Source organism: Litoreibacter roseus (genome assembly GCF_009811795.1).
GTDB classification, from domain to species: Bacteria; Pseudomonadota; Alphaproteobacteria; order Rhodobacterales; family Rhodobacteraceae; genus Litoreibacter; species Litoreibacter roseus.
This window is the reverse complement of sequence record NZ_BLJE01000001.1, coordinates 230,153-246,339: the sequence shown is the minus strand read 5'-3', so window position 1 is coordinate 246,339 and position 16,187 is coordinate 230,153. Positions and strand designations below refer to the sequence as shown.

At 56.4% G+C, this 16,187-nt stretch carries 18 protein-coding genes; 8 read left to right on the top strand and 10 right to left on the bottom strand.

Annotated elements, in window-relative coordinates:
- Positions 1-7 precede the first annotated feature (7 nt).
- Positions 8-850, top strand: coding sequence for an alpha/beta fold hydrolase (locus KIN_RS01270; RefSeq protein WP_159804146.1), 843 nt, complete (start codon positions 8-10; stop codon positions 848-850).
- 51 nt (positions 851-901) lie between these two features.
- Here KIN_RS01270 and KIN_RS01265 read toward each other — a convergent pair whose 3' ends face one another.
- The 9 genes from KIN_RS01265 to KIN_RS01225 all read right to left on the bottom strand — a co-directional run bounded on the left by KIN_RS01265 (position 902) and on the right by KIN_RS01225 (position 9,911).
- Positions 902-1,933 (bottom strand): PEP-CTERM sorting domain-containing protein, encoded by a 1,032-nt coding sequence (locus KIN_RS01265; RefSeq protein ID WP_159804145.1) that lies wholly within the window; start codon positions 1,931-1,933, stop codon positions 902-904.
- Positions 1,934-2,153: 220 nt separating this feature from the next.
- The gene (locus tag KIN_RS01260) at positions 2,154-2,759 is read right to left on the bottom strand and encodes a putative glycolipid-binding domain-containing protein (RefSeq protein WP_159804144.1); all 606 of its coding nucleotides are present in this window, start codon (positions 2,757-2,759) and stop codon (positions 2,154-2,156) included.
- A 135-nt stretch (positions 2,760-2,894) separates the two neighbouring features.
- On the bottom strand, positions 2,895-3,677 hold the full coding sequence (locus KIN_RS01255) for an HpcH/HpaI aldolase family protein (RefSeq protein ID WP_159804143.1): 783 nt from the start codon (positions 3,675-3,677) through the stop codon (positions 2,895-2,897).
- Positions 3,674-4,075: a RidA family protein gene (locus KIN_RS01250; protein WP_159804142.1), complete on the bottom strand. Its 402-nt coding sequence runs from the start codon at positions 4,073-4,075 to the stop codon at positions 3,674-3,676. Before KIN_RS01250 ends, KIN_RS01255 begins: the two co-directional genes overlap by 4 nt.
- Positions 4,076-4,078: 3 nt before the next feature.
- A complete protein-coding gene (locus KIN_RS01245) occupies positions 4,079-6,106 on the bottom strand; it encodes an alpha-ketoacid dehydrogenase subunit alpha/beta (protein WP_159804141.1) in 2,028 nt (675 codons plus the stop codon).
- 6 nt (positions 6,107-6,112) lie between these two features.
- Complete coding sequence (locus KIN_RS01240; protein ID WP_159804140.1) at positions 6,113-7,429, bottom strand: TRAP transporter large permease; 1,317 nt, start codon at positions 7,427-7,429, stop codon at positions 6,113-6,115.
- Positions 7,429-7,920, bottom strand: coding sequence for a TRAP transporter small permease subunit (locus KIN_RS01235; RefSeq protein WP_159804139.1), 492 nt, complete (start codon positions 7,918-7,920; stop codon positions 7,429-7,431). The genes KIN_RS01240 and KIN_RS01235 overlap by 1 nt, the downstream gene beginning before the upstream one ends.
- 55 nt (positions 7,921-7,975) lie before the next feature.
- On the bottom strand, positions 7,976-8,980 hold the full coding sequence (gene dctP / locus KIN_RS01230) for a TRAP transporter substrate-binding protein DctP (RefSeq protein WP_159804138.1): 1,005 nt from the start codon (positions 8,978-8,980) through the stop codon (positions 7,976-7,978).
- Positions 8,981-9,011: 31 nt separating this feature from the next.
- Entirely contained in the window at positions 9,012-9,911 is a 900-nt protein-coding gene (locus KIN_RS01225; protein WP_159804137.1) for a beta-keto acid cleavage family enzyme, read from the bottom strand.
- A 202-nt stretch (positions 9,912-10,113) separates the two neighbouring features.
- Between KIN_RS01225 and KIN_RS01220 the strand changes: the two genes are divergently transcribed.
- The 3 genes from KIN_RS01220 to KIN_RS01210 all read left to right on the top strand — a co-directional run bounded on the left by KIN_RS01220 (position 10,114) and on the right by KIN_RS01210 (position 12,843).
- Entirely contained in the window at positions 10,114-10,911 is a 798-nt protein-coding gene (locus KIN_RS01220; RefSeq protein ID WP_159804136.1) for a LuxR C-terminal-related transcriptional regulator, read from the top strand.
- Positions 10,912-11,231: 320 nt separating this feature from the next.
- Positions 11,232-11,840: a DJ-1/PfpI family protein gene (locus KIN_RS01215; protein ID WP_159804135.1), complete on the top strand. Its 609-nt coding sequence runs from the start codon at positions 11,232-11,234 to the stop codon at positions 11,838-11,840.
- Positions 11,841-11,973: 133 nt separating this feature from the next.
- Positions 11,974-12,843: a DMT family transporter gene (locus tag KIN_RS01210; RefSeq protein WP_159804134.1), complete on the top strand. Its 870-nt coding sequence runs from the start codon at positions 11,974-11,976 to the stop codon at positions 12,841-12,843.
- Positions 12,844-12,858: 15 nt separating this feature from the next.
- Here KIN_RS01210 and KIN_RS01205 read toward each other — a convergent pair whose 3' ends face one another.
- Entirely contained in the window at positions 12,859-13,737 is an 879-nt protein-coding gene (locus KIN_RS01205; RefSeq protein WP_159804133.1) for a LysR family transcriptional regulator, read from the bottom strand.
- Positions 13,738-13,840: 103 nt separating this feature from the next.
- On the opposite strand from KIN_RS01205, the gene KIN_RS01200 reads away from it, so the two are divergent.
- The 4 genes from KIN_RS01200 to KIN_RS22635 all read left to right on the top strand — a co-directional run bounded on the left by KIN_RS01200 (position 13,841) and on the right by KIN_RS22635 (position 15,975).
- Positions 13,841-13,978: a hypothetical protein gene (locus KIN_RS01200; protein WP_159804132.1), complete on the top strand. Its 138-nt coding sequence runs from the start codon at positions 13,841-13,843 to the stop codon at positions 13,976-13,978.
- Positions 13,979-14,025: 47 nt separating this feature from the next.
- Positions 14,026-14,886, top strand: coding sequence for an SDR family oxidoreductase (locus KIN_RS01195; protein ID WP_159804131.1), 861 nt, complete (start codon positions 14,026-14,028; stop codon positions 14,884-14,886).
- A gap of 496 nt (positions 14,887-15,382) precedes the next feature.
- Positions 15,383-15,598: a hypothetical protein gene (locus tag KIN_RS22640; protein WP_373281629.1), complete on the top strand. Its 216-nt coding sequence runs from the start codon at positions 15,383-15,385 to the stop codon at positions 15,596-15,598.
- Entirely contained in the window at positions 15,568-15,975 is a 408-nt protein-coding gene (locus KIN_RS22635; RefSeq protein WP_373281628.1) for an IS110 family transposase, read from the top strand. The genes KIN_RS22640 and KIN_RS22635 overlap by 31 nt, the downstream gene beginning before the upstream one ends.
- The last annotated feature ends 212 nt before the right edge of the window (positions 15,976-16,187 follow it).

Here is a 16,187-nt window from a genome sequence, read left to right as displayed (position 1 = left end):
ACTGGTAATGCTGAAAAAACTATCCTCCGTTTTGCTGATCATGACAGCCGGGACGAGTTCTGCAGAAGAGCGCTGGACGTCAATCCCGGACGTTCCCGCGATGCCAAGCGCGGCCGAGACCGCGACTGCCGCAGTCAATGGAATAGATATATATTATGCAGTTTACGGCGATGCCGAGGGCACGCCCCTGCTGATGATTCACGGCGGTCTGGCCCACGGCGATATCTGGGCGGCGCATGTTGCCGATCTGTCAGTCGATCACACGGTTATAATTGCAGATACGCGCGGGCACGGTCGCTCCACGAATGATGGAAGTGCCTATTCCTACGACCTGCTCGCCGAGGATTATCTGGCGCTGCTCGATCATCTGAGTGTTGATCGGGTTCATCTGGTTGGCTGGTCTGATGGCGCCAATATAGGATTTACCATTTCCGTGACCGCCCCGGATCGCCTTGCCAGCCATTTCGCCCACGCTGGAAACGTGACTTTGGCCGGGATCGATCCGTCAGTCGAGACAAACGAGGTTTTTGGGACTTACGTCAACGCGATGGCGAAAGACTACGCAGAGATGTCACGGACGTCAGATGACTTTGACACCTTCTTGGGGGGCGTTGCCGCGATGTGGGGTACCGAGAAGCCGGGTGGCATGGAAGCTCTCGCGACCATCTCAGTGCCAACATTGGTCGTTCAGAGTGAGCATGACGAAGCGATCCTCATGGAGCACGCAGAAGCAATTGCCGAAACGATCCCCGACGCTGATCTTTTGGTTCTGGACGATGTCAGCCATTTCGCGTCTTTCCAGGCGCCAGAACAGTATACCTCAGCAATTAGGGCGTTCATCGAAAACTGAAACAGGCGGAAACTACCTTCCACCAGTCATGCAACCCTGCAGGTGTAATTCTCAACGTCGGCGCAGGCCACGCAGAGCGATTAGTCCCGCAAACAACAATGGCAGTGATGCAGGCAGCGGGATCGGTTGTGGCATCACGGTCAGCCCGATTGGGCGCTGCAGCAGCGCGTCAGTCAGGAAAACGTCCGGCGCGCCATCCGTCGCAAGCAACAGGCTTCCGAGGTCACCATTGTTCAGGTCAAAGCCCACAAAGAAGAGATCCTCTTCGAGGAAAGCCAAGTTACCGATAAAGTTTCCTGACGGTGTGGTGCCGGTAAAGTTTGTGTCCAGCTCGTCCAATAGCGTTCCGGTAAACGGATCATAAACGCGAATGCCATTCGCGAAGTCGCTGGTATAGAGCAGATCGTCCGGGCCGATGGTCAGTCCCAAGAAACTCACGAAACCGAAGCTGTCAGGCGACGGAGATGGCTGCTGAACAAAAACCTCGCCGACGCCTGTTTCAATATCGTAGGCCAGCACTTGGCTGTCGAATTCAAAGCTGATTTCGCCGCTGGCATCCGCCACGCTGCCTTGGGTCGTTACCAACAGCCGGCCGTCCTCGGTAAAAAGCAGGTCGTTTGGACCGTTCAATCCGTCCATTGTGCCATCGCCTGCGGCGAAGACATCGAAAAAGTCCCCGGTTTCGGCATCGAAGCGCAAAATCTCGTCGCTCCGGAAGCTTGAGACGTACATGTATCCATCCGGCCCGAAGGCCACACCGTAGGGGCGGCGCAGCCCCGGCGTTTCGGCGAATACACCAAGAGCGGCACCCGTCTTGCCATCATATTTCAGGATCTGACCGGTCGTGTTGGTGCCGCTGGATACATAGAGATTGCCATCTGGCCCGTAGGTCAGATCATCCGGGCTGATCAATCCCCCGCTACCTGCCGCGATGAACTCCTTAACCTCTGATGTTTCCGTGTCGATCTGCACAATCGAAGAGGTTTCGGTGTTGCCGATCAGCAAGGTCGCAGCATGACCGTCTGATACCGCCGCGAAGCCAAGCAATGCGACGGCGCAAAGTGTAGTGATCCAGCGTTCCATTAGTATTCCCCAATCCAAATTTCTATCCGACGGTGGACAGAGCTATGGGCTGAGGCAAGGACGTTTTCACCCCGCTGTCCCCCCGCAATCGGAACCGCCTGCGTTTTCATCGTTGGATACAAAGACTAGGCAGTCAGAGAAGTCATGGGGAAGTGCGCATTCGGATATGAATATGACTACCAGCATTATGACGATTGGTTGATCTGGGGTTGCCTGAATGTCAGGTGAAGCGAACTTCACTTGCCCCGTCGAGACGTGGAGCAGGGTGCGATATTGCCTCCCACAACTCAGGATAAGAGCGAACGATGCCGAACCCGTCGACAGTAAGCTCGGTATGATAATCATGGGATGGCGAAGAGTACTCATACACAGTGTCGGAGACACGCCGATAGACTTGCCTTAACGGCTTGAAACGCCAGTCTTTAACGTCCAACCAAAGTGCCGTTGTTTCAGTCGCTGTTCCATTTGCCAGCCGAAGTCTTTTCAGCGCATTTGTGTTGGTCGCTGGAGTAAACCCGAGATCAATATCCTGAAGATCATCAACTCCGTGTAACCTCTCGCCGTTGACGCTCCAGCCTGTGCCCGAAGATCGAGAAAGGGTGAGAGATATCCTGGACCTTCCAATCCAGCCGCTCACACGGACCGATCTGCTACGCCATTCAGAGTCGCAGGTGACTTCGTAAGAAACCCGCGCCGGACCGTTCTCGGCCAAATAGACGGCCACGCCCGAGGTTACATACCCTTCATCGGATTGGCTGACAGAGCACGCGTCCATGCCATCAACATCGATCCGTCGCCATAGGACATATCGGGGAAGTTCGTTCATCATAACCCGTACTTTGGACATGTCAGGGCGTTAGCTCAATAACACCAAAGCTTTCACGAATTGCCACCCGCAGAGAAACCGCTGGGCGAAGACGTAAAATTCCCGCGATGGAGGCCTCGAGTCCGCTAGGTTAAGTTATCGGCCAGCGAGGTTCTCTGTCCAAAGTGCAAACGCATCTGCGATAAGTATCTTGTCAGAGCCGACAACAAAGGTTGTAACGCCTTTGCCGCGCCAATGCTCGATCAGGTCTTTTGCTTCTTCTTTGTTGGGTGAAAACACAGGCATCATCACTGGCAAATCCACGGCGATAGCGGCAGCGACCATATACTCGACTGCCTGAAGAACCTCTGGTGAGCGCCAGTCACCTTGAAACCCCATTGAGACCGATAGATCGAATGGTCCGCACATCAATGCGGCTAAGCCCGGCACCTGTACGATCGCTTCGATGTTTTCGACCCCTGTCGCCGTTTCGACCAAGGCAATAGCGCCGACCCGCACTTCTTCTGCGGCAACATACTCTTTCCAGTTGCGAATAAAATGACCGCCCGAACGGCAACATGGGCAGGCCCCGCGCAAGCCTTGCGGTCCGAAACGGGTTGCGGCTACCGCACGCTCCGCTTCTTGGGCCGTCCCGAGATTGGGGATCACCACGTGGCGAATGCCGGCATCGAGTGCCTTCATGATCTCAACGGGATCGTTGGTCGGCAGACGGATCGCGCAGGCGATGTCATTGGCATCCGCCGCCCTCGCGAGTTTTTCCGCAGTTTCCAAGCCAAACGGGCCATGCTGACAGTCAATGATCGTGAAGGCAAAGCCGTTCAGCCCGATCAGGTCAATCAATTCAGGTGCGGCGATCTGTGTCCAAGTGCCTAGCGTCGTTTGATCACGGGCGAGCAAGGATTTGAGGTCGCGGCTCATGACGTGAGGCCAAGGATAGCCTTGCATTTTATTTCGACGATGATGCCCGGCATCGAAAACCCCCTCACCGCAAAGCCCGTCCATGTGGGATAAAGGTTCGTAAAGAACCGGTCCTTTACCGCCATGAACGTTTGTAGATCGCCCATGTCGGGGGCAAACCAGCTTTCGAGTTCCACGACATCATCCCATTCGGCGCCTGCGGCAGCGAGAACCTTGCCCATATTTTCAAAAGCTTGGGTGTATTGCGCCTCGACCCCTTCCACGACATTCAGATCGGCATCGCGGCCAACCTGACCGGAGCAGTAAAGCGTCTCGCCGATCAAGATCCCGGGGGCATAATGATACGTCTTGTAGATATTCTCCATACCTTGGGGGACAATGACACGGCGTTTGGGCATAGACTAACTCCTGTAACAGACGGCTTCGATTGCTGTTGCGATATCGCGAGCATCGGGCATGTAATCCCGCTCAAGTCGATCATTGTAGGGAACTGGCATTTCAGGAGCGCCCACGCGAACAACAGGCGCGTCGAGCCAGTCGAAAGCCTCTTCCATGATGCTGGCCGCGATCTCTCCGCCGAAACCGCCAAAAAGCGGGGCCTCGTGGACCACAACAGCACGATTGGTTTTCCGTACAGATGTTAGAATTGCCGCCATATCGAGCGGTTTAATTGTGCGTGGGTCGATGACTTCGACGCTGATGCCTTTGCCTTCCAGCCGCTCAGCTGCCTGTTGAGCCCTTTCGACCATCGCCAAGGTGGCAATGACCGTGCAATCCGTTCCGGAGCGGACGACACGCGCCTTTCCGGGAGCAATTTGATACGGCTCTTCAGGGACAGGTGCCTCTGCCCCGAGATACAGCAGTTTATGCTCGAGAAAGACAACGGGGTTGTCAGATCGAACAGCCGCAGCCATCAGACCTTTTGCGTCGTAGGCAGAGGCAGGCGCATAGACCTCCAGCCCCGGCACATTTGCGAAGAGCATTTCCAACGATTGTGTGTGTTGTGCGGCGAGCCGGATACCCGCCCCTTGGGGTCCGCGAAACACGATAGGCACGCGGGCCTTTCCGCCCAGCATAAAGCGCGCCTTTGCGGCCTGATTGACGATTGCATCCATCATCAGAGTGACAAAATCGAAAAGCTGGATTTCAATGATTGGTCGGTAGCCACGGAGCGCCGCGCCAACCCCGCAGTTTGCAAGAACGCCTTCGGCAATCGGCACGTCGCGCACCCGTTCAGATCCAAAGGTTTCGTGCAGTCCCGCAGTGGTGCCGAAGATACCACCGACCGGACCGACATCTTCCCCCATCAGGATCACCGTTTCATCGCGCGCCATCTCCTGATGAAAGGCTTCGTTGATTGCCATCTTGTAAGTCAGTGCACGGGTGCTTGCTGGGGGCTCCGCCCGACTGTCCGTTTGGGGAGGGACCTTGACCATTTGCATGGCGCCTCGAAGTTCGGGTTCAGTCAAATTCGAGGCCCACTTGATCGCGTCCTCGACAGTCGCGTTCACACTCGCTTGCAAGGCTTTGATACCACCTTCGTCAGTCTCGCCCGCATCCAGTACAAGCGCGCGCTGCCGTGTAATTGGATCACGAATACGCCAGCCCGCCTCTTCCGCTTCTGTCCGATAACCCGCGAGGTTGGCGCGCATCGAATGGTCGTCCCAGCGATAAGTCATCGCTTCGATCAAAGTAGGTCCGTTGCCTGCTCTGGCACGCAAGACAGCCTTCTCTACCGCATCAAAGACCGCGACTGGTGCGTTTCCATCAATCACGGTATTGGGAATGCCGTAGGCATCGCCCCGCGCTGCGATCCCCTGCCCCGCGATCACACTTTCTGTGGGGGTGGTCAGGCCGTATTGGTTGTTCTCGCAAAAGAAGATCAGCGGCAGTTTCCAGAGTGCAGATAGGTTCATCGCCTCATGGAATATCCCCTCGTTCGAAGCACCGTCCCCGAAAAATGCAATCCCAACCGATCCGTCACCCCGTAGCTTTGCGGCCAGCGCTGCCCCGGTGCCAAGGCCCATGCCTGCACCGACGATCCCATTGGCCCCCAGTATATTGAGATCAAAATCCGCGATGTGCATCGATCCCCCGATGCCACCGCAATAACCCTCGGCCTTGCCCATCAGCTCTGCAAACATCCGTCCGATGTCGGCACCCTTGGCGATCGTATGACCATGGCCACGGTGATGTGTCAGAAGAAAGTCGTGCGGTTCGAGGGCATGGCACGCACCAACAGCAATCGCTTCCTGCCCGACCGACGAATGCGCCGTTCCTTTGATCACACCCTTCAGGAACAATTCCTTGGCGCGCACTTCGAACTGCCTGATCAGCATCATCTGCTCAAGAAGCGCCAGATGATCCTTGCCACTCAACCGGTTCGTCTGAGGTCGGGGAAGCGTATCAAGAATCGAAGCATCAGCCATGTCAGATCACCCGTAAACCAATTGAGGAAGCCACAATGAAAGGCCCGGCCAGAGCACAACGGTAATCAGGGCGACAATCTGGATGCCGATAAACGGCCATTGCGCGGCGAAGATATCCGGCAGCGTAACGTCAGACGGGGCAGCCCCTTTGAGATAGAAACACGCCGGTCCAAAGGGTGGCGTCAGATACGCGATCTGCATGGACAGGTTAAAGACGATGCCGAACCAGATCGGGTCGTAACCGGTGGATGTCACGACAGGGAGAAACACCGGCATTGTCAGGAACAGGATGCCGATCCAGTCGATGAAGAAACCAAGCAGGATGAATACCCCGATCATCACGCCAAGAATGATAGCTGGCTCATCGGAGACGCCCCCCAGCATTTCCCGGGCAAAGTCGATGCCCCCCATGAGGTTGTAGACGCCGATAAGTGCGTTGGTTCCGAACACCAGCCAGAACACCATGCCGCACGTACGCAATGCCTGCACGAGAACATCGCACAGCATTTCGAAACTGAAGCGACCACGGACCCAAGCCGCGATTGCGGCACCAAACGCTCCAAGAGCGGCACTTTCCGTGATGGAGGCAAACCCGGCATAGATTGAAACAAGCACCCCACCCGCCACCAGCATTGGCAAGGCAACACCGCCGAAAAGCCGAAGCTTTTCTGCAAATGCCATGTTGCGCTCTTCGGCGCTCAAAGGCGGCCCCATCGCGGGGTTCAATCCGCATCGGATCAGAATATAGGCGATGTAGAACGCCGCCAACATCAGGCCCGGCATCAGTGTGGCCAGAAACAAATGTGAAATACTAACCTCCGCCGTCAGCCCGTAGAAGATCAGGATAATCGACGGCGGGATCATCGTGCCTAGGCTCCCGCCAGCGGTAATCGTGCCGATGGCAAGTTTCTTGTCGTACCCAAGCTTAAGCATCTGCGGCAGGGCAATCAGACCCAGCAGCACGATCTCTCCGCCGATTATGCCGGTGGTGGCCCCCAGCAGAACGGCAACAAACGTGGTCACCACCCCGATGCCCCCGCGCAACCCGCCTGCCCACACATGGAACGCGCGGTAGAGATCGCCTGCGACGCCGGATTTTTCCATGATCGAGGCCATAATGACGAACATCGGCACGGCGATAAGCGCAAAGCTGTCTAGGAATTCTACCGTACGGCTACCGACAACAAAAAGCGCATTCCAGCCGAATTGAGTGACAGTTAAAACCACCGCAATCGAGCCAGAAACAAAGGCCAGCGGGACCCCCATCATCAACATGACCGCCATGGCACCAATGATCAGAAGGGTGAGCGTTCCGATGTCCATCAAGGTTTACGCCGCAGGATCATACGCTGCAAAACCAGCGACAAGAAGAGCAGGCAACCGACGAACAGAAGCGCCTTAAGGTAGGCAGGCAAAGGCGAATTTAGCGTGCTTCCCGACCGCTCCGGATCCCATGCCCCGGAAATCGAAAAACGCCAAAGTGCCTTTTCCGCCATGCGCCACGCTGCATAGCAAAGACCCGCAAGATAGACAGCTCCCGCCGTGAGACTTAGCGCATCAGAAATTCGCGCCAGCCCGGCGTGCTTGTCTACGAGATAAGAGATCCGCATATGGGTGCCCTCTGCCATGCAGAAGGCACCGCCAAACACAAAACCGAAAGAGGCCAGCAGAACGGATGCCTCGTGCGCCCACGTGGTCGGAGCATTGAACCCGTACCGAGCGGTGACTTCGTAGACCATGACCAGAATGATCGCGGCAAAGCACCATGCCGTCATGCGGCCGAACCAAAGGGCAAAACGGTCCAGTAGTGTCATTGATGGCTCCCAAAAGGGGTCGATCCGAACGCCGCCCCCTTAGCCTCAGGACAGATCAATCCAATCCGATCGTAGCCATGAATGCTTTGTGGCTGTCGACCACCGCCTGAGCATCAGCGGATTTGCCCCCCCAGTCCGCCCAGACTTCGTTCGTCATGGCACGAAACTTAGAAGCGTCCTCATCCCCAAATGCAACGAATGTCACGCCCAGATCATCTGTGGCTGTTGCTTCGGCGGCGGCGTCTTCGTCGCTTAGCGTCGTTTGCAATTCTGCGGACATTGCGTTGCAGGCAGCTTCGAATTTCTGCTGGTTTTCAGATGACAGCGCAGTCCACTTGTCCATTGACACCGACATCTCGGTCACCGCCATAGAATGACGAGCAAGCACCGAATACTTAGCTTGATTGTGCATGCCCAAGGCCACATTTAACGCAACATTCGCGAGGTCGGTCGCATCAAGCACGCCGGTTTCCATCGCCGTGACACTTTCGCCGACGCCCATTGTTACCAATGCGGCCCCGGCCCGGCTGAGCAGATCAGACGCCAGACCACCCGGTGCCCGCATCTTAATCCCGTCCAGATCGGCAACCGAACCGATTTCGACCTTCGACGGAATTTGCTCGGGCGGCCAATAGACGGGACAAACAAGATGCATGTCGTACTTGGCGTAAAGGGCTCGTGCCAATTCCAAACCGCCGCCCTCGGTGAACCAGCGGTCTCGCGTTGCGCTATCCGGATAAGCGGCCAGAGTATCGCCCAGCACACCAAGAGCTGCATCCTTGCCAGCAAAGTAGCTAGGCGCCGTGTATTGCCCGTCTAGCAATCCGTTTTGGATGGCATCAATCGTCTCGCCCGCGCCCACAACTGCGCCACCTGGTAATACTGTGATCGCAACTTCGCCGCTGGTTTCGTCTTTCAAACGGGCAGCCATCGCCTCAAAGGCCTTTGTCGTTGAAGCGTTTGCTCCAAGGAACGTTTGCATCTTAAGTTCGGTGGCCCCTACGTTGCTGGCAATCAGCACACCGCTGGCCGTCGCCAAAAGCGTAAGCTTCAGTGTCATTGTTTTTCCTCCCATGAACGTGTTTTGCGGCTTAGTCCGCTATTTTTAGATTTGGCATTTGGAGTATCTTTCGCGTCTCTTCGACGCTCGCAGGCTCGCGGCCCAGTTTCCGGGCCTGAGCAACGACCTTTTCGATCACTTCAGCATTTGTCATGGGTCGCGTGCCATCCATGTAGGCGTAGTCGCCCAGCCCGATGGAGATATGGCCGCCCTGCCGGATAATTCTTTCAGTCAGTTGAAACAGATCGCCCTTATAATTGACGACCGTCCAGACCGTTTGAAAATCTTTCGGCAAGAAGGCTGTATGTGCGTCCAACCCCGCCTGTGTGCCTGGATGACCTGCGAAGATGATCTCGTCAGTCATACAGAAGCAAATATAGGCAGGGCCAAAGAGCACACCCATTCTCAGAAATTGCTCAATCTGGCGGGTAAAGCTGACGTTCCAACTGACAAGATAGGGCTTCAGACCGTACCGATCTATCCGATCCGCAAAATACATCAGCGTCTCGGTCGAATTCTTATAGATCAGGTCCGTCGTATCGTAGCGTTCAGTTTCGGGGTTCCACCAATCGACATTGACGCTGCCGCAGTCCATTGGAGCAAAATCTGGTGCGGTTTCCGCAGACCTCATCATCGCATCCACTGCCGCAAACCGTTCCTTTGCGTCAGCGTCATTGGCGACATAACCAAGGGTCGGATGGATCAGGATATTGGACTGTGCGCGAATTCCAGCGTTGGTTTCCAGGTAGAATTCGGGTGCATGATCGGGCGCCCCGTCATCTTTCCGACCATGATAGTGAAAAACGGACGCTCCAGCCTCATAGCACGCTTTTGCATCTGCAATGATCTCGCGCGGCAGGAACGGCACATTCGGGTTACCGCGGCGCGTCGCGAGCTCGTTCACGCGCGCCTCGATAATAATCTTGTCCAAGTTTGTTTCCTCCCGGATGCGCCAGTTTTCTGGCTGCGGTTGAAACATGCATAGGGCAGAATCACTCCTCTGAACACAAAAAGTTATATACCTATTGCTAATTTTGATGCTAAAATATATCTTTAGATATATGTCTAACCTTCCATTCTTGCCCGTTCATAACGTCACGACCCTGCTTGGGGGCGCGTTTCCGGGACATACGATGCAGCGTATGCGTACGCCGGATGGTAAATATCGCTACACCTATGTCAGCGACGAAGTTCAGGCAGCTTTCGGGCTAGATCCTGCTGTACTGTTGGCCGAGGATGCGGTGGATCATGCCTGGATACACGAAGACGATCGCCCGCGCTTTGTGAGAGCTCTGGAGCGATCCTCAGCAGAGCTCTCCACTTTGGACGAGGAAGTGCGCGTGGTTCTTCCCGGTGGTGGATACAAATGGGTGCGCTCGCTTGGCCAACCCCGGCGTCTGAGGGACGGCACTGTTATTTGGGACGGCGTTGCTCTGGATGTGACCGACCGGCGCGAAGCACTGCAAGCACTTGAGCGAGCTCTACAGGACGCAAAGCGCAATGAGGTGTCAGGGAGCCGCTACGCCGCAATTGCCGCGCAAGATATGGCAGCACCGCTTCATGCGCTGACTAGCGCCATCGAAAATCTGGTTGTCACCGAAGAAAGTGGACCTGCCGGGTTATCCTCCCAGGCGGCAGAGGTGAAGCGCAGCTTTGAAGCATTTACCAAAGCACTCTCAGCCGCCCGTGCGCTGGTCGAGGCAAGCCCGGCTCAGAAAGACCGCGAACACACCACCCGCACCGCCGCAAAACGGGCTCTGACGACGCGGCAGTTGGAGATCATGCAGATGGTCCACGCTGGCGCGTCAAATACCGAAATAGCGGACGCCCTATCAATTACGGTTGGAACGGTCAAATTACACATTTCTGCGATCCTAAAACGCACAGGAGCACGCAATAGGACAGATGCCTCCCGCATGTGCTTTGGCTGACGTACAAGAGAGACGCTAATATGGGTTTCAACCGTCACTTGGCGCAATGCTCACGCTCCGAGGCCCAAATTCAAGAGGATGCAACGGCAAAATACTTTGTTTGATGCATCACCTTTGCGCGCCCACGTGAAGATTTAAAACGTGTCGGGGTATCAAAGAGATGCGGTATTCGCATAGACGATGAAACAAACCCGCCTCTGATCTTCACCGCAATCAAAAGGTCCGGTACAAATCGAGGTCATGTAATCATTCATGTCAGATCCGAATGCGACAGCATGAAAGACACCAAGCAACGTCCCACCCTTTGAAAAGGCTCTGATATGAGAACACTTGCTGCGCTGGTTTTCCCCGGCTTCCAAACGCTGGATTTTTTCGGACCTATCGAGATGCTCGGCGACCCGGCCTACGAGATAGACATCATCACGGTCGCCAAAGCGCCCGGCCCTGTTGCCTCCAGACATGGGCAACAGATCATCCCCGACAACCTTTTGTCTTCACAAACGTCTTACGACCTGCTCCTGATCCCGGGGGGCGACAGCGCATTGATCGAGGCGAAAGACGAAACGCTTTTGCAATGGATCAGAGATGTCTCGGATCACGCCGAACGCGTTATGGCGGTCTGCACCGGGACCATACTTTTGGGCATGACCGGCTTGCTGGACGGCCGCCGGGCGACGACCAATAAGTTGGACTTCAATGAAACGGTCCACCTTGCGCCCGGCGTGGATTGGGTCAAGCAAGCGAGATGGGTTCAGGACGGGAAGTTTTTCACATCTTCCGGTGTTTCTGCGGGAATAGACATGACACTGGCAACACTCGCCGATTTGTACAAACCAGAGATGGCGCAAGAGACCGCTACGGGTTCAGAATACTGCTGGAACCAAGATCCAACCAACGACCCGTTCGCAAGATCAGCGGGTTTGATCTAGACAAGTAGGTGGTGCTTTCAGACAACGGCTGCGGCTGACGCTGCAGATAGGTGCGGTCATGTGAGTGACACAGGTCAAGCAGCAGAGATCGGCGAACGCGGCACGAAAGCCGGTGCCACAAGGGTACAATTGTATGAAGTTTTCGGAGCTGTTGGGCTTGGCCGCATTGGTTTTCTGTGCTGTGACGCTTGTGGTGATCGGCGACACGGCGGGCAAGCTGCTCACCGGCAAGGGCGTTGAACCGGTATTTGTTGCTTGGTCCCGTTTTGCTCTCGCGGCCTTAATCCTACTGCCAATCAGCGGGCTGACCCGAAACGAACTGCCAAGCCTGCTCGATTGGCGCGTTCTTGTCAGGGCGCTCTTCATCGCAGGCGGAATTTCTTGCATCCTCACGGCCCTCAGGACAGAGCCGATCGCGAATGTGTTTGGGGCGTTTTTTATCGGCCCGGTCGTCTCATATGTCCTCGCAATTGTGTTTTTAAGAGAAACCCCGTCGCGCGACAGGACCGCCTTGCTGGCGGTGGGCTTTGCAGGGGTCATGCTTGTTGTGAAACCAGGGTTCGGAATATCTTCTGGAATGATCTTCGCCCTCTTGGCGGGTGGATTTTACGGCGCGTATCTCACCATGACCCGCACAATAGCGCGCGACCATCGACCACGATTTCTACTCCTGTCGCAGCTTTTGATCGGTTCTGCGATCTTGGCCCCGCTTGGCCTTACCGCTGGCCTGCCTGAGATTGACTTGAATGTGACTGCGCTCATCTTGGTCAGCGCCCTTGGCTCCGCCTTTGGGAACTACTTACTTGTTTTGGCAAACAAAACGGCAGAGGCCAGCCTGATTGCACCTCTCGTGTACAGCCAACTTCTTTCCGCAACTGTGTTGGGGTTCGTTGTTTTCGGAGATTGGCCAGACATGTACGCACTCATAGGCCTCTTTTTGATCGCGACGTCAGGCTTTGGGTCACTGATAGTATACCAAAAGTCCAAGACAGCGCCTGATTGAGCAAGCCATTATCCATCACGATAGCCCCGCACTCCGCAGCGCCTCCGCGATGGATGACACGAAGGTGCGGGAAGCCGCGGGTTGAAACGGGGTTGGTGACCAGACAGCATGGACGGGAAACGCGTCAAACGATGCGTCCGGCAGCAGGCGCGCGAGACGCCCAGCCTTGATGTCTTCTCCGAATGCCCAGTCCGGGCCCAAATGCGCCCCAAGCCCGGCCAGCACCATCGCCCGTACCGCTGACATGGAGTTGACGCCCAACCGACTTGGCATACGGATCTCGTAACGGGTGCCGTGAAAGTCGAAGCCTGCCGTGACCTCTGTTGCACCGGGTCGGTAGGACACCATGTCAATCTGCGTCAAGTCGTTTGGAGACGACACGCAGGCCGCCAACTCGGGCGCAGCCACCAGCACCCGACGGGACAGCCCCACCCTGCGCGCGGTCAAAGCGCTGTCAGGAAGCCGTCCGATCCGGATTGCGACATCTATGCCCTCTGCCAACAGGTCCGCAAAACCGGACCCAAGCCGCAGATCAACCACGAGATCAGGATGGGCTGCCGACATATCCGACAGCACGGGCGCAACGAAGCGCGCTCCGAAGTCCACCGGCGCGGCGACCCGCAGCCGCCCGCGCGGCACATCTTTCCCACTTGTGACCTCTGCCAGCAGCGCGGCGCGGGCCTGTCCGAGCCGACGCACGCCCTCGGCATATCGGGCGCCTGCCTCGGTCGGGGACGACGCACGAGTTGTCCGGTTCAACAGCTTAACGCCAAGCCGACCTTCCAACGCCGCGATCCGGCGGCTGACCCGGCTGGGATCGAGACCAGAGGCTATTGCGGCAGAGCGGAAGCTGCCGCCATCCACCACCGCCAGAAAAAGATCGTCATCTTCCATTGATGCGTTTTTCGCAATTCTGATTGGTCAATTCCGTGAATACCAACAGTTTAGCGCAACGTCCATATTCCTTTCATCGAAACAACAAATGGAGACCAGAGAGATGCAGATCACACTTGCCCCAGCCGTTTTCGCCTTCGCCCTCACACTGGGCGGCCTCTTCGGACCCTTCAATGCTCAAGAGAACACGAAGTTCACACCTGAGCGGCTGGCTGAAATCGAAGCCATGATGGCCGACTGAACAGCCTTCCCCATCAAACCCTGACTTCACCTGAAAGGACGAAAGACATGACCGATATCCAGAACCCCTCCCGCCGCACCATGATGCGGGGCCTTGTTGCTGCTGGTGCAGCTACTGCAGCCGCGGGCGCCGCCGCCCATGCCCAGACTGCCAGTTCAGGCCCGCTTGCCGGCAAGGTTGCCATCGTCACGGGTGCGCGTAATAATCTTGGCCGCGGCTTTGCCGAGCGCTTGGCGCAGATGGGTGCCGACGTCGTCGTGCACTACCATCGCACCGAGACCCGCGCCGAGGCTGAAGAGACCGCCGAACTGGTCCGAGCCACCGGTCGCCGGGCCGCGCTGATCCACGGTGATCTAGGCGACAGCGCCAACGTCAAAGCCATGTTCGATTTGGCCGAAACCGAGTTCGGCGGTGCGGACATTTTGGTTCATACAGCGGGTAAAATCATCAAGAAACCCGTTGCCGAGTTCACCGACGCTGAATTCGAAGAGCTTTTGAACGCCAATACGAAAACCACGTTCTACGCCATGCGGGAAGGTGCGCGCCGGTTGCGGGACGGTGGTCGCATCATCGCGATCGGCACATCGCTGACCGCCGGTGCGGCACCGGGCTACGCCGGGTATAGCGGCACAAAAGCTCCAGTCGAGGAATTTACGCGTATGCTGGCAAAGGAACTGGGCGCTCGCCGGATCACAGTAAATAACATCGCACCAGGCCCAATCGACACGCCCTTTTTCCATGCTGCTGAAACGCCGCAATCGGTTGCATATGCGAGCGGTCTCGCAGTCGAGGGTCGGCTTGGTACAGTTGCAGACGTGGTTCCGGCAGTCGCAGCATTGGCCTTACCGGAGGGACAATGGACCAACGGCCAGACTGTGTTCGTCAACGGTGGATACCTTACCCGGTAAATTGATCGGCACGCCAGCCGCCGTGAAAAACAGAACGCCTCGGCTCAGTTTTGGGTCGGGGCGCTTTTGCGTGGGTCGATGTCTCACCGGAATTTTTGATATGGGCCTGCTAAGCTGAGGAAACGCATAGACGCGTTAGAGTGGCGGAGCTGTGTCCGCCATGTAAATCATTTTGATATAATTTAGCATTTTTTTGCGTTCAGATTTTCGTACCTCACTTAATACCTCAACGCACGACTGCTCGTGATGAACGTGAGCGCTCAACCAAGCCTACTTTGGCCACCCCCCACCGGCTCTGGACCGTAAGCGTTGCATCCAGCCCCTGGGATGGGCATTCCCGCCTTAGCAGAAGAGGCCTATATTGGCGCCAGGCGCCAATACGGAAGGCTGACTTTGCCACTTCGGCCCCTACCGAATGAGATGGATGGCTCCTCTCCAACGGCATCGAATGTGCCAAAGTGCAGCTGCTATCGACTGCTAGGAAAGGAGCCACCCTATGACAGCAAAGACCGCGGGCCTAGATTTGGCCCGGGACGCATTTCAGGTGCACTGCGTTTCGGCAACGGGGCGCAAGATCATCAACAAGAAGATCAAGCGCGTGAAGCTGCTCTTCTTCGAGACATTGCCGCGCTCTGTCGTCGGCATGGAGGCTGCGGATGAGCCAAACTTTGGGGCTGTGAATTGCGCAAGCTTGACCATGATGTTCGCCTGATGCTGGCGACCTATGTCAAACTATATGTGAAGCGCGGGAAGACCGATACAGCCGACGCGGAGGCAATCTGCGAAGCAGCGCGCCGCCCCACCATGCGCTTTGTCGAGATCGGGTCCGAAGATCAGCAGGCTGTGCTTGCTATACATCGGGCGCGCGATCTGGTCGTCCGACAACGCACTCAGGTCGTGAACATGATCCGGAGCATTTTGCGAGAGTTCGGGCATATCTTGCGGACGGGAATAGAAGCCAAGTCCAAATTCGTCGGGGAACACGGTCAAGAAGTCCGCCCCGATCATCTGGGCGCTACTGCAGAAACGAGAAGAGTACCGGCAGCCGATCGTGTGATCCCGCCTCGAAATGCAAGACGCTTGATGTGATGATGCGAAGCGAAGTCTACCAAAAGTAAGGACACGCCGTCGAACGGCATGGCACTTGAGGTCGTTTAGCCGATAGGAACCTTGCTTGCGGAACTCATCAGGGCCAGTGGGAAATGCGACGCAAACAGGCTGGACACACGACTGTACTGATAGGCCATCGCAATCACGAAAAACGCTTCCAACGCAGGTGACCTGCTCCCCTGAAATGTCCG